This is a genomic window from Psychroflexus maritimus (assembly GCF_011089875.1).
Lineage (GTDB): Bacteria > Bacteroidota > Bacteroidia > Flavobacteriales > Flavobacteriaceae > Psychroflexus > Psychroflexus maritimus.
Genome location: NZ_JAANAS010000024.1, coordinates 35,994 through 57,689 on the forward strand (window position 1 = coordinate 35,994; position 21,696 = coordinate 57,689).

Sequence of the window (21,696 nt, forward strand, 5' to 3'; positions counted from 1 at the left end):
AAAAAGCTTATCCAGGAAGGATAAGCTTTTTATGTTGAACAAGTCAATTATAGATTAGAAATATGCACGGCTAAATCAACTAATTTAGCTGAATATCCATATTCATTATCGTACCAAGAAATCAATTTAAAGAAGTTATCATTTAAGGCTATTCCTGCATTTGCATCAAAATTACTTGTTTCTACTTGAGAAACAAAATCTTGAGAAACTACCTCATCATCACAATAAGCTAAAACTCCTTTCATAGAGCCATTAGCAGCTTTTTTCATGGCCGCTTTAATATCTTCGTAGGAAGCTGGCTTTTCAGTTTTAACGGTTAAGTCAACTACAGAAACATCGGCTGTTGGTACTCTAAAAGCCATTCCTGTTAATTTACCATCTACCTCTTTAATTACCTTACCAACGGCAATAGCTGCTCCTGTTGAAGTAGGAATAATATTATTGATAGCACTTCTCCCTAGACGGTAGTTTTTAGCTGATGGAGAATCTACCGTATATTGTGTAGAAGTGGCAGCATGAATGGTAGTCATTAAACCTTCAACTAAACCAAATTCGTCATTAATTACTTTAGCTATTGGTGCTAAACAATTGGTGGTACACGAAGCGTTTGAAACTACGGTATCTTCTGGCTTCGCATCTAGGTGGTTTACTCCCATCACAAACATTGGTGTGTCTTTAGTTGGTGCAGAAATAACTACTTTCTTGGCACCTGCTTCTAGATGTGTGGAAGCAGATTTATGGTCTTTAAAAATACCCGTACAGTCCAGGATTGTTTGTGCTCCAATAGCATCCCATTTTAAATCGGCTGGATTTTTCTCTGCTGTAATTCTGATTTCTTTTCCGTTCACTACAAGATTTCCATTTTTTACTTCAACTTCACCATCAAACCTTCCATGAACTGAATCATATTTTAACATATAAGCTAAGTGATTAACTTCTAGTAAGTCGTTAATTCCAACAACTTCAACATCACTATTCTTTGTTGCTATTCTAAAAGCCAAACGGCCAATTCTTCCAAATCCGTTAATTCCAATCTTAGTCATTTTCTTAAATTTTAATTGTTATAAAATGTAGCTTTTTAAATCGACATGATGTCTGCTACTCTAATTAATTCTTTATCTATTTCTTTTTCGCCATTAATGGCAAATTCAAAAGGAACCTGTACTACTTTTTTATGTTGCACACCAATCATGATATGGCTTTTTCCATCTAAAAGAGCATCCACAGCGCCAACACCTAAACGACTTGCTAAAACACGATCGTAACAACTTGGCGAACCGCCTCGTTGAATATGTCCTAAAACCGTTACTTTTACTTCGTATTCGGTAAGGTTCGTTTGAATAAAATCAGCTAACTGACCAATATTTTTTCCAATTTGGTCACCTTCAGCAACTACAATTATACTTGAGGTTTTTCCTGATTTTCTACTGCGTTTTAAAGACTCGAGCAAACGGTCTGTTCCCATATCTTCTTCAGGAATCAATATCTCCTCTGCTCCTGCGCCTATCCCACTGTTTAAAGCAATATCACCGGCATCTCTACCCATGACTTCAACTAAAAAAAGACGGTCATGACTACTTGCCGTGTCCCTTATTTTATCAATCGCTTCAATAACTGTGTTTAAAGCGGTATCGTAGCCAATAGTAAAATCGGTACCATTAATATCATTATCTATCGTTCCAGGAATGCCCACAACTGGAAAATTAAATTCTTTACCAAAAATTGTGGCTCCCGTAAAAGTACCATCACCTCCAATAGCAACTAAGGCATCAACATTGTTTTTTTTGAGATTGGCATAGGCCTTTTCTCTCCCTTCCTTATGCATAAAATCTTTAGACCTAGCTGATTTTAAGAAAGTCCCTCCACGATTTACTGTGTTTTTAACTGAACGCGCGTCTAAATCAACAAACTCACCTTCAATCATGCCTTGAAATCCTCTATAAACCCCAACACATTCTAATTGGTGGTAAGCAGAAGCCCTTACTACAGAACGAATAGCAGCATTCATTCCAGGGGCATCTCCTCCGGAAGTTAAAACGGCAATTTTTTTAATTTCTTTATTCATATGTTCAAATCTATTACATTAAAACAAAAGTACCTAATACAAAAACAGACTAAAACGATTTCGGTTAATAAATTATTATTTTTCAGCAATTAAATGAGAAAAATTAATTAAAAACAAGACTTTATTATAAAATCAAAAAAAAAGCTACTAAAAAAAACATTATTTAAAACTTAAAGGGAGCTACAAAATTACGCCTGAAAACTGAACAAAACCCACTTAAAAGTTTATTTTTGTGACCAAATTTAACTACTATGAAGTTTGTTAAGCGCTTGGGGTATTACCTTTCGGGATTTGCTATTGGATTAGTTTTTTTGTTTTTCTTCCTTTCTGGAAAGAAAACTTCTTGTGATTATAGCCCAAACGCGAGAGTAAAAAAGAATATCAGAATAAAAGACCGCGTTATTTCCAACCAAGCTTGGCATTTTTTTGAAAGTCAAAAAATAGATACCGCATCAATTGCTTCGCTTTTAAACAATGGTAACGTGGACTTTAAAAAAAGTAATACTCAGCTTGACTCTTGCAAAAGGTATCACATAGAAGGCCAACATAAAGAGCTTAAACTAGGTATGGTTTTTGAAAATTGTGATTCCATTGCGCGTGTTTTAGATGCTTTCCGAGTACAAAAATAGACCACTCCATTCATTCTCTGGTTAATCTACGAATAAGTGCTTGGTGTTGAGGGAAATTCTGAATTAAATTGGCTGAGGAGGCTAGTTCAAAATCTCTAAAATCGAAACCTGGTGAAACTGTACAGCCCACAAAGGCAAATGCATCTTTCGCTTCAACTTCAGCAGCAAACCAAACATTTTTAGGGACGGTAAATTGTGGAATTTCACCATTTTCAAAGTCGTTTCCAATAAATACATTAGTGTAATTACTTTGAGCATCAATCATGTGAAGTATAATTTTACTTCCTGAATAAAAATGCCATGTTTCATCCTGCTGAACTCGATGAAATGCAGAAAAATCTTCAGTAGTTAACATAAAGTAAATGCAAGTCGCTGCATTTCTATTACCATCAAAATTAGCGGGTAAAGTTGATTCTGGCAAAATAAAATGAGAACGATAAGTTTCTTTGAAATAGCCTCCTTCAGGATGAGCTTCTAAGTTAAATCGATCAATAATTTCTTGCTGTTGCCTTGTCATAATTCATTTTTGTTTATAGGTTGAACTTCTCCTGCTTTCATTTCTCCTATTGTAAAATTACCCACTCTGTATCTTACCAAACGTAAAGTTGGAAAACCAACTACAGCTGTCATTTTTTTTACTTGTCTAAACTTTCCTTCAGTTAAGGTAATAGAAATCCATGAAGTTGGCCCATGCCGTTCGTCCCTGATTTTTTTGGCGCGTTTTGGTAAAGTTGGTGGTGTAGTTAAATGTTTTGCTTGACAGGGTAAAGTTGAGTAATGTTGCCCATTAATTGAAATTTTTACCCCGCTTTGTAATTGCTTGATTGCCGCACTTGTAATCAATCCATCTACTTGAACATAATATTCTTTTTCTATTCCTGTAGAAGTAATTTGATAGCTAAATTTTCCTGAAGTGGTAATAATTAGCAAACCTTCAGAGTCAAAATCAAGACGTCCAGCTGCCATGCTTCCTTCGGGAAAATATCCAATTTCACCTAACAGCTTTTTATTTTTTCTTCGCGATTCATTACTTACAAACTGACTCAAAAAACCATAAGGTTTAAATAGTTTAAAATGTTGATGCATTTTGTTTATTGACTTTTCTAAAATAGGTAATTATCAAATTTACAAAACATGATTCTTATTTCTTTAAAACTCTGCCAAAGATTGTAGATATTTCAAAAAATAAATTATTTTTACTTTCCAATTTCACAATACTTGAAAAAATGATAGAAGACTTAAATCTTTACTACGGACATTTATTTGAAAAAGAATTACTTGAAGAAATTAACCAAGTTGGCACAATAAAAGAAGTTCCAAAGGGAATGATGATGATGGAAGTTGGGCAATACATTAAATCTATGCCTCTCTTAATTAATGGTGCAGTAAAAATTATGCGTGAAGATGAAGATGGCTTTGAACTTTTGCTTTATTATTTAGAACGAGGCGATACTTGTTCTATGACTTTAAATTGTTGTTTAGGTGATAAAAAAAGTGAAATTAGAGCGGTAGCTGAAAAGGACACAAAACTTATAATGGTACCCGTTAAAAAAATGGAGGAATGGGTGGCCAAATATAGAACATGGCGAAGTTTTGTTTTTGAAAGCTACCATATAAGAATGAAAGAAATGCTTGAAACTATAGATAATATTGCTTTCAAAAAAATGGACGAACGACTTCTGCAATATTTAAGACACAAAAAAGAACTTACCGATACAAATGAAATTAAAGCTACCCATCAAGAAATTGCGCTTGATTTACATACCTCAAGGGTAGTTGTTTCGCGTTTGTTGAAAGCCCTAGAAAAACAAGGTAATATTGTGCTTCACAGGAATTCAATTGAGATCATTAATGTGGATTAGTCTTTTTAATTGAGTTTAAAATATGCGCCCCCTACGTGTTTTTTTTTATAAAATCCAACTTAATATGTCTAATATAAATCAATTGACAACCGTCAAACTAGAATATCCTTGACCGTTTTTGGTCAATTGTATTTGCGTCTGAATGCGCTCTTTTAAGGCTTCTACATGACTAATAATTCCAATAATTTTATTACTTTCTGCTTGAAGTCGTTCTAAAGTATCTAAAGTTTGGTATAAGGTTTCAGGATCTAAGGTTCCAAATCCTTCATCTATAAATAAGGAATCAATTTTCACATTTTGCGAAGCTAGGTCAGATAAAGCTAAAGCCAAAGCTAAACTCAACATAAAAGTTTCTCCTCCAGAAAGTGTTTTTACCGACCTGCGCTCACTGCCCATGTGTAAATCAATAACCACTAAATCTTCTCCTTCTGCATTTTTAGGACGATCCATCTGGTATCGATCGTTTAACTTAGTAAGCCTATGATTAGCCATTGCAAGCAAATGCATCAAGGTTAAATCCTGTGCAAAATTATTGAATTTAGCTCCTCGTGCATCGCCTATCAATTCGTTTAATAACAACCACTTTTTACTTCTTTTACGCTCCTCCTCTACCCGACTACGAATAATTTTTATCTCCTTTACAAGATTATCCTGATTAAGCAATTGATTGGTTGAGTTCAAAATCTCCTTGTCTAAATTTTGAATAGATATTTCAGTTTCTTTTTTCTTATTCTCCAATTCCAACAAATTATTAGCTTCAAAATCCTTACCCATTTCATCTAATTGCTCTTGTGTATTTTCAAGCGATTGATTAATTATCTTTAATTGACTACTGAATTCATTTTCTTGATTAAGTAAATCCTGAAAAACATCTTCTTTCATACGTGCTGCTTGACTTTCTTCTATTGTTAAAAAGCCAACTTGTTCAATTAAATCTTGTAATTTAGCTTCGCGTTGTTTAAAATCTGTTGCTAAATTTGAAAGCTGAGTTTGAAGTTTTTTTAAATCTTCTTTTTTGGTCAGTTGCTGCTGTTGGTTTTTATCCCAAGATGATTTTAACTTACTTACCTCTAAATCAACATCATCTCCACTATAAACACTAGCTAACTTATGTTTAAGAGACTGGCCTTGTTCTATCAAGCGCTGAAGTTCATCTAAGGCTGAAAAAAGAGGGCTTATCAGGCTAAGTTTTTGTTCTAATTCATCTTTTTCTTTGAAGCCTTGTTGAATCTTTTTTAAAACAACAACAAACTCCTCCCAAGAGTGATGATTCTTTTCCTGCTGAAGTTGATTAAAATCTGCTTTCCACTGAAGCTTAATGGATGTTAATTCAGTTTCCAAATCCTTGATTTGCTGCTCGTTGTTTTCCTTTTCCTTAGCTTGGGCAACCACCAAATTTTGAAGTTTTTTCAGCTGTTTTTCTAACTGCTGAAGCCCTTTTTTAGAATCGCTTATTTTCACTTCTAAATCAGATTCAAAAGACACTGCATCCTCTATAAAAGGATGTTCTAAAGAACCACATAAAGGACATTCCTCTCCCGGCTGAAGCTTTTTTCGATGGTCTTCAAAATGCTGAATTAATCGTTGATTATTCCATTTCAACTGAAGATTTTCCAGCTTAGTTTTTGCATTGACTAAGGCTTTCTCCGCTAAACTTAACTCCTGTTGATGGGTACTAATTTTTTTTTCCAATTCTTTAAGCTGAATACCTAATTCGCTTTTCTTTTTATTCAATTGAACTTTACGTTGCTCCAATTGCTTGGCTTCTAAAGAAAATTCAATTTTTTGATTGAGATCGGAAGTTACGTCTTGCAAATTTTTAGTAATCGAATCATGTTGGTTGAGAAATTCGGATGTATTTTGAAAATCTCTTTGCCACTTTTGTTGGTATTCGGTTAATCGATTAACCGTCTCATTAATTTTGTTCAAGTTACTTTGAACGCCTAATTGTTGTAACTTCTCACCCAAAGCTTTTTGTTGAATACTGAAAGTTTTTCTAACATCTTTCAGTTCAAGATCAATAGAAACTACTTTCTTTCTAAAATCTTCCAAACGTTCAACCATTAAATCAGCTTGAACAGGTTGCTTAATTAAATTATTAACTTCCTCAAGATGTTGAACTTCTTGCTTTGTAAGATTATCCAACAGAAGCAGAATAGATTGTTTGTCTTTCTCTAATTTCTTGAATTGCTTTTTCTGATCTTTCCTAACTTGTAAATCTTCAGCAAAAGCTTGTGTTTTTTGATGATTTTGAAGCTTTACTGAATGTTTTTCTTTAAAATCGACTTGTTGTTCAAGTAATTTCGCTCGTTCTTTTTGGTAATTTTCAAGCTTCAAAACTAATTTCTTTCTTCGCTCTGCTAATTCAATTTGAGTCTTGAATTTACTCAGTTTATCAGATTCTTTATTTTTTTGAAGCTTTGCAGCAGCTAATTCAGTTTGTAGTTTTTCAGTGCGCTCTTCCTCAAGCAATTTCTCTTGAAGGTCGGAAATACGTTGTAAATCTAAGTCGATAGCAGATTTAACTTGCTTTGATTTTTCATAGGCAAGCATTCCAATTTTTCTATAAATTTCGGTACCTGTTATTTGTTCTAAAATCTGCTTTCTGTCATTATCTGAAGCTTTAAGGAACTTTGAAAATTCGCCTTGCGCCAACAAAATTGATTTAATAAATTGCTCGTAATTCAACCCGATTAAGTCTTCATTTTTAGAAGGGACTTCAGATTTTTTCAAATCAAACTCTTCATTAGTTATCAGGTTCTTCAATTGCATTTCATAATCGTTCAGGTTATTGTTTCTATTGTATTGAATATCCCAATGAGAAAGAAACTTCCCTGATTTGCATTGATAGGTTACTTGGGCAAAGGCTTGTTTTTGATGCCGCGTAATCACCGAACCCGTTTTAGCAATTTCTGACTTAGAAACTTTACCCATCCGCGGAACTTTGTTAAAAAGCGCCAAACATATTACATCTAAAAGCGTACTTTTTCCACTTCCTGTGGGACCAGTTATAGCGAATAAAGCATTAGATTTTAAAGGTTCAGCTTCAAAATCAATAAAATGCTCACCTTTTAATGAATTGATATTTTTAAATTTTATCTGAAGAATTTTCATGAGTAAAAGAAATATTGACGTAAAAATAAAAAAAGCATCCTTTATAAGATGCTTAACCTAAGTTTTTCTTTTGTTTATCAAAAAAACAAGAATAAGCAGCTGATTAGATAAACAAAAGCAGGGGGCGAGAAAGTTTGAGGAAATAAACCTTGCTCGATCTAAATAAGTTAGTGAAGACATGAAACCTAAGTATCAATCCTCAAAATATTTTTTAATCACTTCTTCTGCTTTTTCCTTGTTGCCTTTTTCTACAAAAATCTGAATAGCTCCAAAAGCGCCTGCGTAAGAGCTGTCTTTTTTATCTACTGTAAAACTATCAATTCCAGCTTCAGCTAAGGCATTTCTAAGACCTGTAACTTCAATTTCCGACTTGCTATTAAATACTTTTTCTTTCATTTTAAATTTTGTTTGTTCACCTATAAATGTAAGAAAAAAAGACTTAATGAAGCTTGATTAGTCGGTCGATTTTAGGATTTTAATTTAGTCCTTAAAAATTTCTGAAGTGCTATCAAATAAAATTTGTGTAAAAAAACCTGCAAAGCAAAAAATACTTTACAGGTTTATTTAAGACTAAACAAAAGTCATTTACTAGACAATCATTCCTGCTGCTACTGTTTCTTTGGTGTTTTCATCAATTAACACAATGCTACCTGTAGTTCTGTTGTTTTTATAAGCGTCCACCATCAAAGGCTTAGTAGTTCTAATTTTGACTCTACAAATATCATTCATATTCAAATCTTTATCATCATTGATTCGCTGATAAGTGTTGATGTCTAATTTATAAACCACTTCTTTAACCATCGCTTTTTGCTCGTTAGAAGTGTGCATTATGGTATATTTAGCTCGTGGTTGAGCCGATTTATTATTCAACCAACAAAGCATTACATCAAATTCTTGGCTTGCTTCCGGTTGATTGTTTTTACGTAAAATCATATCTCCTCTACTTACATCAATATCATCGGTTAGCGTCATAGCTACAGACATGGGTGCAAAGGCTTCTTCAACGGCTGTTTCTCCGGCGTTAATGCTTTTGATTTTCGAGGTAAATCCTGAAGGAAGCACAATTACTTCATCTCCTACGCGATAAACGCCACTAGCAATTCTACCGGCATAACCTCGGTAGTCTCTAAATTCGTCACGTTGGGGTCTTAATACCGTTTGCACAGGAAAACGTGCATCAATTTTATTAATGTCTGAGCTAATATGAAGAGTTTCTAATTCATACAACAAAGGCGAACCTTTAAACCACTGCATATTTTCTGAACGATTTACCACATTGTCTCCATTTAAGGCACTAATAGGAATATAACGTACATCTTTAATGTATAACTTAGAAGAAAATTCTTCAAACTGAGCTAGAATTTTGTTATATACCTCTTCACTGTGATCTACCAAATCCATTTTATTGATACATACCAAAATATGAGGTATTTGCAATAAAGAAGCAATGTAAGCATGACGCTTAGTTTGCTCAATCACCCCGTGTCTTGCATCAATTAGGATTACTGCGGCATTAGCAGTTGAAGCTCCTGTAACCATATTTCTTGTATATTCAATATGCCCTGGCGTATCGGCAATAATGAATTTTCGTTTAGGCGTGGTAAAATAACGATAAGCCACATCAATGGTAATGCCTTGCTCTCTCTCGTCTTTAAGACCATCGGTAAATAAAGCTAAATCAACTCCATCAATTCCTTTTTGCTGACTAGTTTTTTCGACGGCTGATATTTGATCTTCAAAAATTGATTTTGAATCGTAAAGCAATCTTCCAATTAAGGTACTTTTTCCGTCATCTACGCTACCTGCGGTAGTAAATCTTAGTAACTGATTATTATCTATTTGCATTTTTTTTCTTAATTAAGTTCAACTTACTTGAATTGTTGTTTAAAAATAACCTTCTTTTTTTCGGTCTTCCATAGCGGTTTCAGAACGTTTATCGTCTGATCGATTTCCACGCTCTGTTTGGCGCATAGTTGAAACCTCATCAACAATTTTTTCTAAAGTATCGGCATCTGATTCTATTCCTCCAGTAATGGTAATATCACCTAAAGTTCTAAATCGGATACGCTTAGTGACTACCTTTTCTGAAGGCTCTAACTTTAAGAATTCAGAATTTGGTATCCAGGCATCGTTTCGCCAAACTACTTCTCGATCATGAGCAAGGTAAAGCGATGGTATTTCAATTTCTTCCCTTTTTAAATAATTCCACACATCCATTTCTGTCCAATTACTAATAGGAAAGGCTCTAAAATGTTCTCCTTCAAAATGTTTTCCATTTAATAAATTCCATAATTCAGGGCGTTGGTTTTTTGGATCCCATTGGCCAAAATCATCTCTATGTGAAAAAAAACGCTCTTTAGCTCTTGCTTTTTCTTCATCTCTTCTTCCACCGCCAATAGCACAATCAATTTTATGTTCTTCTATGGCATCTAATAAAGTGGTAATTTGCAAGGCATTTCGTGTAGCATTCTTGCCTTTTTCTTCAGCAACACGTCCTTCATCTATAGATTTTTGAACAGAACCTACCCATAATTTTACTCCTAATTTTTCTACCAATTCATCTCTAAACTGAAGGGCTTCAGGGAAATTATGCCCTGTATCTACATGCAACAAAGCAAAAGGAATTTTTGAAGGATAAAATGCTTTTTTTGCCAGGTGAGTGACTAAAATTGAATCTTTTCCTCCCGAAAACATAATTACCGGATTTTGGAACTGTGCCCATACTTCACGAAGAATGTAAATGGCTTCCGCTTCTAATTCGTCTAAATAATTTAAATAATACTGACTCATAATTTGTTTATTTTTTCTTCAATAAATGCTATAATTTTCTTTGCTGAATCTTCAATTGACTCGTTGGCTGTTTGGATGTGCAGAGCGGGGTTCTCTGGTGCTTCATAGGGAGCAGAAATACCTGTAAAATTAGTGATTTCACCAGCTCTAGCTTTTTTATAAAGTCCTTTTACGTCACGTGCTTCGCAAACTTCTAAGGGCGTATCTACAAAAACTTCAAAAAAATCTTTTTCACCTACTATTGAAGCAATCATTTCGCGATCTTTTCGCATAGGCGAAATAAATGCAGAAAAACAAATTTGACCAGCATCTACAAACAACTTTGCTACTTCGGCTATTCTTCTTAAGTTTTCTTTTCGGTCTTCGGCTGAAAAACCTAGTCCTCTGTTCACTCCTTGACGAATGTTATCACCGTCTAAGGTATAAGTCTGAATTCCTTTTTCAAAAAGTAATTTTTCAACCGCATTAGCAAGAGTTGACTTCCCTGAACCAGAAAGTCCAGTAAACCAAAGCACAAAAGAAGGGTGAGCGTTTTGCTTGTTACGTTGCTCACGGGTGATATCGTAGGTTTGTGAAATAATATTTTTATTCATTAGAAATCAGATTTTGATTACTGACCATAAAATAGTTATTTAGTAAGTTTTCTCTATTGTAAAGCATCTCTTGTCCTGTATTATGGTCGATAACCTGCAAACCTACAGCTTTGCAAATAGCTTGTCCTGCAGCGGTGTCCCATTCCATGGTGGGTGCAAAACGCGGATAAATATCGGCCTGTCCAGAAGCTACTAAGCAAAATTTAAGTGAGCTTCCTTTTGAAACAATTTCAACTTTTTTATCGGTTTTCTCTTCCACCGAAGCAATGAAATTTGTTGTGTCTTCATTCATGTGAGAGCGACTTCCAACAATTCTTACTTTAGCCTGATTGTTTTGAAGTTTTAATGAAGTAGATTGATTTAAAATTTCTTCAACTGAAGCATCAATATTTTGAAGTACAATTTCTTTTGCTAAATTTTGAGTCACATCAGCAAAATACAGGTGTTTAGTGGCAGGCACATAAATTACCCCTAATTGTACTTGTTGATTTTCAATCAAAGCAATATTCACTGTAAATTCGCCGTTTTTCTTAATAAATTCTTTAGTACCATCAAGCGGATCTACAATCCAACATTGTTTCCAATCTTTTCTTTCGCTGTAATCTAATTGCTTATTTTCTTCACTGATTATTGGAATTGGAGTTGTTTGAAGATAGTTCATAATTACCTCATTCGACTTTTGATCGGCTATGGTTAAAGGTGAATCATCCAACTTATATTCAACATTAAAATCCTGTTGATAAATGTCCATAATAGCCTCTCCTGCTTCAATAGAAGCTTGAATAGCTAATTTTAAATTTTCGTTCATAGTATTAATTTTCAAAGTGCAAATATAAACAAATATTTAATCTCTATCGGTTTTGTAGAGATTAATTTAAGTAACTCTAATTTGTTAGAACCTTAAATAAAGTTACAGTTTTTTTATCCTGATTTATGCTTCATTTTAAATTTGATTAATCGGTTATAAATGTTAAATAATAAGTCTAAAAATTGTACTTTTGCGCAAAACATACGCAATGAAATTTTTTATAGACACCGCTAACTTAGAACAGATTAAAGAAGCCCAAGCTTTAGGCATTCTTGATGGAGTAACCACTAACCCTTCATTAATGGCTAAAGAAGGAATTAAAGGAGAGGACAACGTAAAAAAACATTACCAAGCTATTTGTGAAATAGTAGATGGTGATGTTAGTGCTGAAGTTATAGCAACCGATTTTGACGGAATGGTGAAAGAAGGCGAAGCTTTAGCCCAACTTCACGAACAAATCGTAGTTAAAATTCCAATGATTAAGGACGGCGTTAAAGCGTTAAAGTACTTTTCAGAAAAAGGAATTAAAACCAATTGCACTTTGGTTTTTTCCGCTGGTCAAGCATTATTGGCTGCTAAAGCAGGAGCTACTTACGTTTCTCCATTTATTGGTCGTTTAGATGATATTTCTACGGATGGGTTAAATTTAATTTCAGAAATTCGACATATTTATGATAATTATGGTTTTGAAACTGAAATTTTAGCAGCTTCAGTAAGACATACTATGCACGTAATTGATTGTGCAAAAATTGGTGCGGATGTAATGACAGGTCCGCTTTCTTCTATTGAAGGTTTATTAAAACACCCACTTACTGATATTGGGCTTGAAAAATTCTTGGCCGATCATAAAAAGAATCAATAAGCTACTCATATTGATTTTCTGATAAAAGTAACACCCTCTTATTTCATTAGAAAGTTATGAATTAAGAGGGTTCTACTTTAGAAGCTTTTTAAATTGAAAATTTTGATATAAAATAATTCAATTTTTTGTTGAATCTTAAATGTAAGTAGTTGTACTTTTGCATTTGCTTTTTTTGAAAGTTGATGTAACCTTTTTATCAAAGCAACGTATAATTAAATAAGAAGATAAAATTTAATAAAGGCTATAGATGAGACAGCTTAAAATTACAAAACAAGTTACCAATCGTGAAACTGCATCGCTTGATAAGTATTTGCAAGAAATTGGTAAAGTTGACTTAATTACTGCCGAGGAAGAGGTAGAATTAGCGCAACGTATTAGAGAAGGTGACGACCGTGCGTTAGAAAAATTAACTAATGCCAACCTAAGGTTTGTTGTATCTGTTGCTAAACAATACCAAAATCAAGGACTTACATTACCCGACTTAATTAACGAGGGTAATTTAGGTTTAATTAAAGCGGCAAAACGCTTTGATGAAACCCGTGGTTTTAAGTTTATTTCTTATGCCGTATGGTGGATTAGACAATCGATACTCCAAGCTTTAGCTGAACAGTCTAGAGTAGTTAGGTTACCCCTCAACAAAATTGGCTCGATTAACAAAATTAATAAAGCTTTCGCTACCCTTGAGCAAATGAATGAGCGCCCACCCAGCGCTGAAGAAATTGCTAAAGAATTAGACATGACCGTTTCTGATGTTAAAGAATCATTGAAAAATTCTGGTCGTCACATGTCTATGGACGCACCATTAAAAGAAGGTGAAGACTCTAGCTTATACGATGTTTTAAACTTTGATGAATCGCCAAATCCAGATAAAAGTTTGCTGCATGAATCACTTCAAACTGAAATTGAACGCGCTTTAGAGACACTTACCCCAAGAGATGCTGATGTTATTCGTTTATATTTTGGATTGAACGGTAACCAACCTATGACTTTAGAAGAAATTGGTGAAACTTTTGGCCTTACCAGGGAACGCGTTAGACAAATTAAAGAAAAAGGCGTTAGAAAACTGAAACACAATTCTAGAAGTAAAATTTTGAAAACCTATCTAGGATAATTTTAAATTAAATTCCGAGTTAAGAATAAAAAATAGTTGTTCAGTTTTAAAACTGTGCAACTATTTTTATTAAGCCTTATTTGTAGAACCTTTTCAATATGCTCCCTTAAAGAAACTGCTTTTTTAGTTCACTTTTTGACCATCAATATAAGTTGAAATTACTTGTGTACTAAGAATTTTCTCTTCGGGAACTTGCATCAAATCCTGATTTAAAATGACAAAATCGGCTTTTTTTCCTACTTCTAAACTTCCAATTAAGTCTTCTTGAAAGTTGGCGTAAGCCGCCCAAATGGTCATTCCTCTTAGTGCTTCTTCGCGCGAAATAGCGTTTTGTTTTTGGAAGCCTCCTGCTGGATAAAAATTTTCATCTTGTCTTGCTATGGCCGTAAAAAAAGTCATTAAAGGGTCAATTCCTTCAATGGGGAAATCGGTGCCTAAGGCCAATATTCCTGCATTATCTAACAGATTTTTATAAGCATAAGCATGTTGAATTCGCTCTTCGCCTAAGCGATTTTCTGCCCAGTGCATATCAGAAATAGCATGGGTTGGCTGAACAGAAGGAATGATGTTTTTACTAAAAAAAGTAAATTCATCTGCATCCATTACCTGTGCATGTTCTACTCGCCATCTTCGGTCTGATTGGTTTTGCAAGAATTTAGCATAGGTTTTTAATACTACAGCATTAGCAGAATCTCCAATTGCGTGGGTATTCATCTGAAATTCTGTTTTAGAAACACGTTCTGCTAATGCGTGAAAGTCATCCAAATTAATTACCATATTGCCAAAATGCTTGACTTTATCGGAGTAAGGCGATTTCAATGCGGCACCGCGTGAACCTAAAGCGCCATCGGCATAAACCTTAACACCTTTAACTACCAGTTTTTCTTTCTTAATAGGAGGCTGATTTAAATAATGTTCCAAATTAGCTTCGGTATTAGAAATCATTGCGTACATTCTCAATTGCATATACTCATTTGTTTGGAGGCTGTCTATTAAGTCGATGATTCGCTTTGGCAAACCAGCATCTGCCACACAAGTTAACCCGTAAGCCAAGCATTCTTTTTCTGCGCTTAATAAAGCTTTTTTTGCCTCTTCATCACTTAATTCTGGATAAGTATCAAAAACTAAAGGCATTGGGCCATCAATAATAATTCCTGTTAACTCTCCATTTTCTTCAAGCAAAACCCCATCTTTAACATTCATTGATATATCTATTCCTGCCAAATCTAAAGCTGCTTGATTGCATAGTAAGGCATGCCCATCAACACGACTTAAGCTAATCGGCGTGTCAGGAAAAAGTTGATTTAAAGTGTCATTGACAGGAAATTCTTGATTTTCCCATAAATTTTGATCCCAGCCTCTACCAATAATGTAATCGCTTTGATTCTTTTCTTGAAAATCAACAATTCGTGTTACTAATTCATCAAAACTTTGCGTATTGTTCAAATCAACGTGTTGTAGTTGTAATCCGTAGTTATATAAATGTCCGTGGGCATCAATAAATCCGGGGAAAATTGTTTGATTTTCAGCATCTAGTTTTTCTTTGTAAATGTATTTTTTAGTCAGGTCTTGAAAGCTTCCAAGGGCTAAAATTTCTCCATTGCTAATGGCCATTGCTTCCGCAGTTGAAAACTTTCTATTTACTTGATAAATTTTGGCATTATGCACCAGTAAATCAATAGCTTGCTTAGGTTGATTACAAGCTGTTACAATTAGAAGGAAAATTAGTAAGCATTTTTTCATTTTAATTTTTCTTGAAAAATAATAAAATAATTGGAAACTGATTCTATAGCTTTTTAGTTTGTCTGTAAAAGCTACATTTATTAAAATGAACGAACTTGAAAAAGTTGATTAAGACTGGACTAAACTCTAGGCATTAAAAAAGATACATGTTTTTATTCTTTTCACTCTACCAATCAAAAAATGATTAAAAACGCTAATAGTAAAGAATATAAGTATAATTTTTAGTTGTATTCAAATCATTGTTTATTTTTGGGTCTAAATTTTACAACATTGAGAAATTATATTAAAATTGGTTTAAAAGGGATGGCAATGGGCGCCGCTGATGTTGTGCCTGGTGTTTCTGGAGGAACTATTGCTTTTATTACAGGAATTTATGAAGAACTCATTAAAAGCATAAGTAATATTGGTCCACAACTATTTATTAATTTAAAGAAAGAAGGAGTAAAAAATACCTGGAATAAAGCTAATGGAGGGTTTTTGTTGAGCTTATTTATAGGTATTGCTATTAGTATTTTCTCCTTAATGAGAATAACAAATCATCTTTTAGAAACTTATCCTATTTTGGTTTGGTCGTTCTTTTTTGGATTAGTTTTAGCAAGTATTTTTTATGTAGGCAAGCAAATAGAGTCCTGGAAACCTAAGCACATTGTTTTTTTTATTTTAGGCTTTGCAGTTGCCTTTGGAATAAGTTTACTTAGCCCTAGTAGTGATTCTACGAGTTTAATCTATTTGTTTTTTGCTGGTTCTATTGCTATTTGTGCAATGATTTTACCCGGTATATCTGGAGCCTTTATTTTAGTGCTTTTGGGTGCTTATAAAAACATTAGTGAAGCAGTTAGTAACTTTGACTTGAAGGTTATTGCAAGCTTTGGTCTTGGAGCTATTTTTGGTTTACTCACTTTTTCACGTATTTTAAAATGGCTTTTTAAACACTATCAAACTTCTACACTAGCCGTATTAACTGGTTTTATAGCAGGGTCCTTAATTAAAATTTGGCCATGGAGAATTACTACCAAAACTATTGAAGTAAAAGACAAAATAATCAATGTCTCGCAAACACCTGTATTACCAAACAATTATGATGGCGAAGCCTTATTATTACCAAGTATAAGTTTAATGATTGTAGGTATAGGCGTTATTTTACTCCTTGAATTTTTTGGAAACAAACCCCTAAAAAAATAAGGTTTAATGAAAGTTAAAAGACAAGCAAAAGATTACTTTCTGTTATTTTTAAAAGGAACGGCTATGGGCGCAGCCAATAAAGTTCCTGGGATTTCGGGAGGAATAGTTGCTTTTGTTACAGGCTTTTATGAAGAATTTATTTTTACCTTACAACGTTTTAACAGACGATCATTTGGCCTTTTAGGCAAAGGAAGGTTCAAGCTTTTTTTTCAGTATATTAATTTTTCCTTTTTGGCATTTTTGTTACTAGGAACCACATTTAGTTATTTTAGTATATCAAAATTACTAGATTACCTTATAAACAATCATGAAATTTTTGTGTGGTCTTTATTTTTTGGAATGATTATAGGATCGGTCTTTTATGTAGCTAAAGATTTTAATTTTAAAATAAAATCTAATATTCTTTTAATAGGCTTAGGCTTACTTATTGGGGTTAGTTTGAGTTTTTTGTCTCCTGCCCAAGAAAATGACCACCTTTTGTTTGTGTTTTTTTGTGGAATAGTGTCTATAGCCGGAATGACTGTACCTGGTTTATCAGGTTCTTTTTTACTCATATTATTAGGTAATTATGTTTTATTATTAGTTGATTCTGTAAATGCACTATTTGATACAGGTGCAGAAGTTTTTAGTGGAGATTTAAGTTTTTTAGAAGATACAGACCGATTAAGATTACTTAAAGTACTAAGCAGTTTTACTGCAGGATCGGTGTTTGGGCTTGTAAGTTTGTCGCACTTACTCGGTTATTTATTGAAACGCTATAAAGCTAAAGTATTTGCGTTAATCACAGGGTTTATTGCTGGTAGTTTAGGTGTGGTATGGCCTTGGAAAAAGCCTATATACAAAGTAAATGCTGATAATGAAATGATTTTGAATACTAAAAACCAACCAATTTTAGAAAATTACGAAAGATTTTTACCAAATTTAGGGAATGTACAAACTTGGTTTGCTTTTTTTTGTATAATATTGGGAATTACTATAATCCTATATTTAGGGTGGTACGGAAAGCAGAAAAAAAATAACTAATGAAGAAATACGGATTAATTGGAAAAAATATAGACTATTCATTTTCAAAAAAATACTTCACAAAAAAGTTTAAAAGTGAAAATATAGAAGCTAGCTATGAAAATTTTGACATCAAAAATATAACCGAATTTCTACAAATCATTAAGCAAGAAAAAAAACTTGTGGGACTAAATGTTACCACGCCTTATAAAGTAGAAATTTTACCTTATTTAGATCAAATTGATAAGCAAGCTGAAATAATTGGAGCTGTTAATACTATAAAAATTAACAATGCTAAGCTAATAGGCTATAATACCGATGCTTTTGGATTTGTAAAATCTATTTTTACACGCATTGAAAATCATCATGAAAAAGCTTTGGTTTTAGGCTCTGGTGGTGCTTCAAAGGCTGTAGTTAAAGGCTTGAAATCTATGTCAATTGACGCTAAAATCGTCTCTAGAGAGCCTCAAAAAGGAGCAATCAACTATTCAGATTTATCAGAAGAACTAATGAATCAATACTTCCTCATTATTAATTGTACCCCAGTAGGAACTTATCCTTACGAAAGCAATTGCCCTGATATACCTTATAAATTTTTAACTCACAAGCACTTTTTATACGATTTAGTGTATAATCCTCCAATGACAAAGTTTTTGGCACTAGGAAACCAGCAGGGAGCAAAAATAATTAACGGAAGTAAAATGTTAACTTATCAAGCAGAGCGAGCCTGGCAAATTTGGAACGAATAAACAAAGCCTTGAAATTAATCCTAACTAATTGCTCTATATAAAAATCGATAATAGTGATAAACGTATGAAAAAATATTTCTCTGCATTTATTGGATTACTGCTTTCAAGTTTCACAAATGGCCAAACTACAGAAGCTAAAAATGGAATTGAAAACAACTATAAAAACTTAAATAATAAACAAGTAAAGCTTTTATTTAATGCCACTAAGTCATTTCCGAATAACACCCAATTATCTATTGCTTTAATCAGAAACAAAAAAATTGATTTCATTGGCGTTAAACGATTAAATGATACTATAAAACCTATTGAAAATCAGAAATATACATTTGAAATAGGTTCAATTACTAAAATCTTTACTGCTACTTTATTGGCCGATTTTGTGGAAAAACAAAAACTAAATTTAGATGATTATATTCAAGACTACCTAGATTTTAAAATCAAAACTGAAAGCAAAATAACTTTCAAACAACTTGCCAATCATACTTCTGGACTTCCAAGATTACCGTCAAACCTCAATCTTTGGCTTGTTGACCATGATAATCCTTACAAAGATTATAACAAAGAAAAACTGATAACTTATTTAACTAAAGAAATAAAACTAAATCAAGAACCTGGAACTAAATATGAATACTCAAACCTTGGGGCTGGAATTTTAGGGTTTGAATTAGCTACTATTGCAAACTCTTCATTTGAATCATTATTACAAGATAAAATATTCACAAAATACAATATGCTAAATTCTAGTAGTAAAAGAGAAAACATAAAAACTAAACTTGTAAAAGGATTAAATCCTAAGGGAAAAGACACACCTAACTGGGATTTCAATGTTCTTGAAGGTGCGGGAGCGGTTTTCTCTACCGCAGAAGATTTAGCTCAATTTGTTTTAGCTCAGTTTAATTATCAAAACAACGCATTAATGCTAACTCAAAAACCCACATTTAAAATAAACGAAGCCATGAGTATTGGTCTTGGATGGCATATTTTAAAAAGTGAAGATAGTAGCGAATTGATCTGGCACAATGGAGGGACCGGAGGTTACACCTCCTCTATGGCAGTGAATGTAAAAAAGAAAAACGGAATAATTATTCTGTCTAACGTATCTGCATTAAATAAAAAAATAGCCAATATTGACCAATTGTGCATTGACTTCATGAAAACATTAGAAGAGGAAGATAAGAAGTGATAAGAAAACCCAAACCTGAATTTAATTACTTTTTAAAAGCTAACTGATTAAATTCAGGTAATTAGTAAATAAACCTATCAAAATAGATTAACTCAAAATTTGTTCAGCATGTGCTTTAGTCTTTACTTTTTGAATTACTTCTTGAATTTTTCCTTCTCCATCAATCACAAAAGAGGTTCTATGAATTCCTTCGTATTCTTTTCCCATGAACTTCTTTGGTCCCCAAACCCCAAAGGCTTCAATTACTGTTTTATCTTCATCGGCTAAAAGCGGAAAAGGCAATTCGTATTTGTTTTTAAAGTTGGTTTGTCGTTTTTGTGAATCGGCGCTTACCCCTAAAATTTCATAACCTTCTTTTTGAAAAGTTGACCAATTATCCCTCAAGTTACAAGCTTCTGCAGTACACCCTGGAGTACTTGCTTTTGGATAGAAAAAAACGACTAATTTTTTCCCCTTATAATCAGCTAACGTATGAGACTTTCCATCTTGATCAACGGCTTTAAAATTTGGTGCTTGATCGCCTGCTTTTAATGTTGTCATAATTCGTATTTTTGTCTAAAATTAAAAAAAATGAATAAACAACAACGTGTGGAGTTCGTTATAAATACGTTAAATGAACTCTACCCAAGCATTCCCATTCCTTTAGACCATAAAGACCCATACACGCTATTAATTGCTGTTTTGCTTTCAGCTCAAAGTACAGATGTAAAAGTTAATCAAATAACTCCCCTACTCTTTCAACGTGCAGATAATCCGTATGATATGGTAAAGATGAGCGTTGAAGAGATAAGAGAAATCATAAAACCCGTAGGGCTTTCCCCTATGAAATCTAAAGGAATTTACGGATTATCTAAAATTCTTATCCAAAAATATCAAGGGCAAGTCCCTAAAAGTATTGAAGCCCTGGAAGAACTTCCTGCTGTGGGACATAAAACTGCAAGTGTGGTAGTGGCCCAAGCTTTTGGAATTCCTGCTTTTCCCGTTGATACACATATTCACCGATTAATGTACCGTTGGAATTTAAGCACTGGTAAAAATGTAAAACAAACTGAAAAAGATGCCAAACGCCTATTCCCTAAAGCGCTTTGGAATGACCTACACCTTCAAATTATTTGGTACGGAAGAGAATATTCGCCTGCTAGGGCTTGGAATCTAGACAAAGACATCATTACAAAAAGCATTGGAAGAAAGTCTGTAATTAATGAATATTACAAAAAAACAGAAAAAAAATAAACGTATGAAAATTAAATTTATAGTAGTTATAAGCCTATTTCTTTTAAGTCATATTTCAACAGCGCAAAACAAGTCAGACAAGCTTATGGTTTCTGGTGCGCTTAGTAATGTGATGAAAAAAGGACAACTTAAAAGTACTATCTTTTTAGACAGCATCTCAGACAAAAAAAACCTATATGGCTTAGGCCCTAAACATTACCTAACAGGCGAATTACTAATTGTTGATGGACGGTCATTTGTGTCATCAATTGATGAGAATCAAGAAATTAAAATGGAAGAAACCTTTCATGTAAAAGCGCCTTTTTTCGTATATACCAATGTAACTAGTTGGAATTCAGAAAAATTGCCAAAAAAAATTACATCAATGCAAGAGTTAGAGCAATATTTAGTAGAAAAATCGAAAGTTTATAAAGGTCCTTTTGCCTTCAGACTTAAAGGAGTTTTTAAAAAAATTAATTTCCACATACAAAATTTACCAGAGGGAACGCAAGTAAAATCGCACCAAGACGCACATCAAGGGCAAAAAAAGTACCTTAGAAAAAATGTAGAGGGAGAAATTATTGGTTTTTTTTCAACTCAACACCAAGGTGTTTTTACGCATCATAATCAATACATTCACATGCACTTTATAAATAAAAACAGAACAGAAATGGGGCATATTGATGAGCTTAAATTCAGTAAAAATAGTCAAGTAAAACTTTATCTTCCCTAATTTAAAAACAAGCAAAAATCGGTTTAAAAATAGGCTTCACCAAAAAATTAATACATGG

At 33.3% G+C, this 21,696-nt stretch carries 22 protein-coding genes; 10 read left to right on the plus strand and 12 right to left on the minus strand.

Going from position 1 to position 21,696, the window contains the following annotated elements:
• Positions 1 to 47: 47 nt before the first annotated feature.
• Positions 48 to 1,043 (minus strand): type I glyceraldehyde-3-phosphate dehydrogenase, encoded by a 996-nt coding sequence (gene gap / locus G7034_RS02255; RefSeq protein WP_166399335.1) that lies wholly within the window; start codon positions 1,041 to 1,043, stop codon positions 48 to 50.
• Between the two features lie 35 nt (positions 1,044 to 1,078).
• Positions 1,079 to 2,065 carry a 6-phosphofructokinase gene (pfkA, locus tag G7034_RS02260; RefSeq protein ID WP_166399336.1) on the minus strand — a complete coding sequence of 329 codons (987 nt, stop codon included), beginning with the start codon at positions 2,063 to 2,065 and terminating at the stop codon, positions 1,079 to 1,081.
• 251 nt (positions 2,066 to 2,316) lie between these two features.
• Here pfkA and G7034_RS02265 point away from each other — a divergent pair, with 251 nt between their 5' ends.
• Positions 2,317 to 2,694 (plus strand): hypothetical protein, encoded by a 378-nt coding sequence (locus G7034_RS02265; protein ID WP_166399337.1) that lies wholly within the window; start codon positions 2,317 to 2,319, stop codon positions 2,692 to 2,694.
• Between the two features lie 10 nt (positions 2,695 to 2,704).
• Here the strand turns inward: G7034_RS02265 and G7034_RS02270 are convergent, their stop codons facing one another.
• Positions 2,705 to 3,211 carry a cupin domain-containing protein gene (locus tag G7034_RS02270; protein WP_166399338.1) on the minus strand — a complete coding sequence of 169 codons (507 nt, stop codon included), beginning with the start codon at positions 3,209 to 3,211 and terminating at the stop codon, positions 2,705 to 2,707.
• Entirely contained in the window at positions 3,208 to 3,780 is a 573-nt protein-coding gene (locus tag G7034_RS02275) for a pseudouridine synthase (RefSeq protein WP_166399339.1), read from the minus strand. The genes G7034_RS02270 and G7034_RS02275 overlap by 4 nt, the downstream gene beginning before the upstream one ends.
• Before the next feature lie 140 nt (positions 3,781 to 3,920).
• Between G7034_RS02275 and G7034_RS02280 the strand changes: the two genes are divergently transcribed.
• Entirely contained in the window at positions 3,921 to 4,556 is a 636-nt protein-coding gene (locus G7034_RS02280) for a Crp/Fnr family transcriptional regulator (RefSeq protein WP_166399340.1), read from the plus strand.
• A gap of 78 nt (positions 4,557 to 4,634) precedes the next feature.
• Here the strand turns inward: G7034_RS02280 and G7034_RS02285 are convergent, their stop codons facing one another.
• From G7034_RS02285 to cysQ, 6 genes are all read right to left on the minus strand, one after another.
• Positions 4,635 to 7,670, minus strand: a complete 3,036-nt coding sequence (locus tag G7034_RS02285) for an SbcC/MukB-like Walker B domain-containing protein (protein ID WP_166399341.1) — start codon at positions 7,668 to 7,670, stop codon at positions 4,635 to 4,637.
• 192 nt (positions 7,671 to 7,862) lie between these two features.
• Positions 7,863 to 8,066 carry a putative signal transducing protein gene (locus tag G7034_RS02290; RefSeq protein WP_166399342.1) on the minus strand — a complete coding sequence of 68 codons (204 nt, stop codon included), beginning with the start codon at positions 8,064 to 8,066 and terminating at the stop codon, positions 7,863 to 7,865.
• A gap of 192 nt (positions 8,067 to 8,258) precedes the next feature.
• Positions 8,259 to 9,515, minus strand: a complete 1,257-nt coding sequence (locus G7034_RS02295; RefSeq protein WP_166399343.1) for a sulfate adenylyltransferase subunit 1 — start codon at positions 9,513 to 9,515, stop codon at positions 8,259 to 8,261.
• A 39-nt stretch (positions 9,516 to 9,554) separates the two neighbouring features.
• Positions 9,555 to 10,460: a sulfate adenylyltransferase subunit CysD gene (cysD, locus tag G7034_RS02300; protein ID WP_166399344.1), complete on the minus strand. Its 906-nt coding sequence runs from the start codon at positions 10,458 to 10,460 to the stop codon at positions 9,555 to 9,557.
• Positions 10,457 to 11,053, minus strand: coding sequence for an adenylyl-sulfate kinase (gene cysC, locus G7034_RS02305; RefSeq protein WP_166399345.1), 597 nt, complete (start codon positions 11,051 to 11,053; stop codon positions 10,457 to 10,459). The genes cysD and cysC overlap by 4 nt, the downstream gene beginning before the upstream one ends.
• Positions 11,046 to 11,861, minus strand: a complete 816-nt coding sequence (gene cysQ / locus G7034_RS02310; protein WP_166399346.1) for a 3'(2'),5'-bisphosphate nucleotidase CysQ — start codon at positions 11,859 to 11,861, stop codon at positions 11,046 to 11,048. The genes cysC and cysQ overlap by 8 nt, the downstream gene beginning before the upstream one ends.
• Positions 11,862 to 12,069: 208 nt before the next feature.
• Here cysQ and fsa point away from each other — a divergent pair, with 208 nt between their 5' ends.
• The gene (fsa, locus tag G7034_RS02315) at positions 12,070 to 12,723 is read left to right on the plus strand and encodes a fructose-6-phosphate aldolase (RefSeq protein ID WP_166399347.1); all 654 of its coding nucleotides are present in this window, start codon (positions 12,070 to 12,072) and stop codon (positions 12,721 to 12,723) included.
• Positions 12,724 to 12,970: 247 nt separating this feature from the next.
• Positions 12,971 to 13,834, plus strand: a complete 864-nt coding sequence (locus G7034_RS02320; protein WP_166399348.1) for a sigma-70 family RNA polymerase sigma factor — start codon at positions 12,971 to 12,973, stop codon at positions 13,832 to 13,834.
• Between the two features lie 123 nt (positions 13,835 to 13,957).
• Here the strand turns inward: G7034_RS02320 and G7034_RS02325 are convergent, their stop codons facing one another.
• Complete coding sequence (locus G7034_RS02325) at positions 13,958 to 15,577, minus strand: amidohydrolase (RefSeq protein WP_187349851.1); 1,620 nt, start codon at positions 15,575 to 15,577, stop codon at positions 13,958 to 13,960.
• Between the two features lie 303 nt (positions 15,578 to 15,880).
• Here G7034_RS02325 and G7034_RS02330 point away from each other — a divergent pair, with 303 nt between their 5' ends.
• The 4 genes from G7034_RS02330 (at position 15,881) to G7034_RS02345 (ending at position 19,693) form a co-directional block, all read left to right on the plus strand.
• Positions 15,881 to 16,759 (plus strand): DUF368 domain-containing protein, encoded by an 879-nt coding sequence (locus G7034_RS02330; protein WP_166399378.1) that lies wholly within the window; start codon positions 15,881 to 15,883, stop codon positions 16,757 to 16,759.
• A gap of 6 nt (positions 16,760 to 16,765) precedes the next feature.
• Entirely contained in the window at positions 16,766 to 17,782 is a 1,017-nt protein-coding gene (locus G7034_RS02335; protein ID WP_246166720.1) for a DUF368 domain-containing protein, read from the plus strand.
• Positions 17,782 to 18,510, plus strand: a complete 729-nt coding sequence (locus tag G7034_RS02340) for a shikimate dehydrogenase family protein (RefSeq protein ID WP_166399349.1) — start codon at positions 17,782 to 17,784, stop codon at positions 18,508 to 18,510. Before G7034_RS02335 ends, G7034_RS02340 begins: the two co-directional genes overlap by 1 nt.
• A gap of 64 nt (positions 18,511 to 18,574) precedes the next feature.
• Positions 18,575 to 19,693 (plus strand): serine hydrolase domain-containing protein, encoded by a 1,119-nt coding sequence (locus G7034_RS02345; RefSeq protein WP_166399350.1) that lies wholly within the window; start codon positions 18,575 to 18,577, stop codon positions 19,691 to 19,693.
• Between the two features lie 87 nt (positions 19,694 to 19,780).
• On the opposite strand, the gene bcp is transcribed toward G7034_RS02345, so the two are convergent.
• A complete protein-coding gene (gene bcp / locus G7034_RS02350; RefSeq protein WP_166399351.1) occupies positions 19,781 to 20,233 on the minus strand; it encodes a thioredoxin-dependent thiol peroxidase in 453 nt (150 codons plus the stop codon).
• Between the two features lie 30 nt (positions 20,234 to 20,263).
• Here bcp and G7034_RS02355 point away from each other — a divergent pair, with 30 nt between their 5' ends.
• Both G7034_RS02355 and G7034_RS02360 read left to right on the plus strand, forming a co-directional pair.
• Positions 20,264 to 20,926, plus strand: a complete 663-nt coding sequence (locus G7034_RS02355) for an endonuclease III domain-containing protein (RefSeq protein WP_166399352.1) — start codon at positions 20,264 to 20,266, stop codon at positions 20,924 to 20,926.
• Positions 20,927 to 20,930: 4 nt separating this feature from the next.
• Positions 20,931 to 21,638 carry an acetolactate decarboxylase gene (locus G7034_RS02360; RefSeq protein ID WP_166399353.1) on the plus strand — a complete coding sequence of 236 codons (708 nt, stop codon included), beginning with the start codon at positions 20,931 to 20,933 and terminating at the stop codon, positions 21,636 to 21,638.
• Positions 21,639 to 21,696 lie beyond the last annotated feature (58 nt).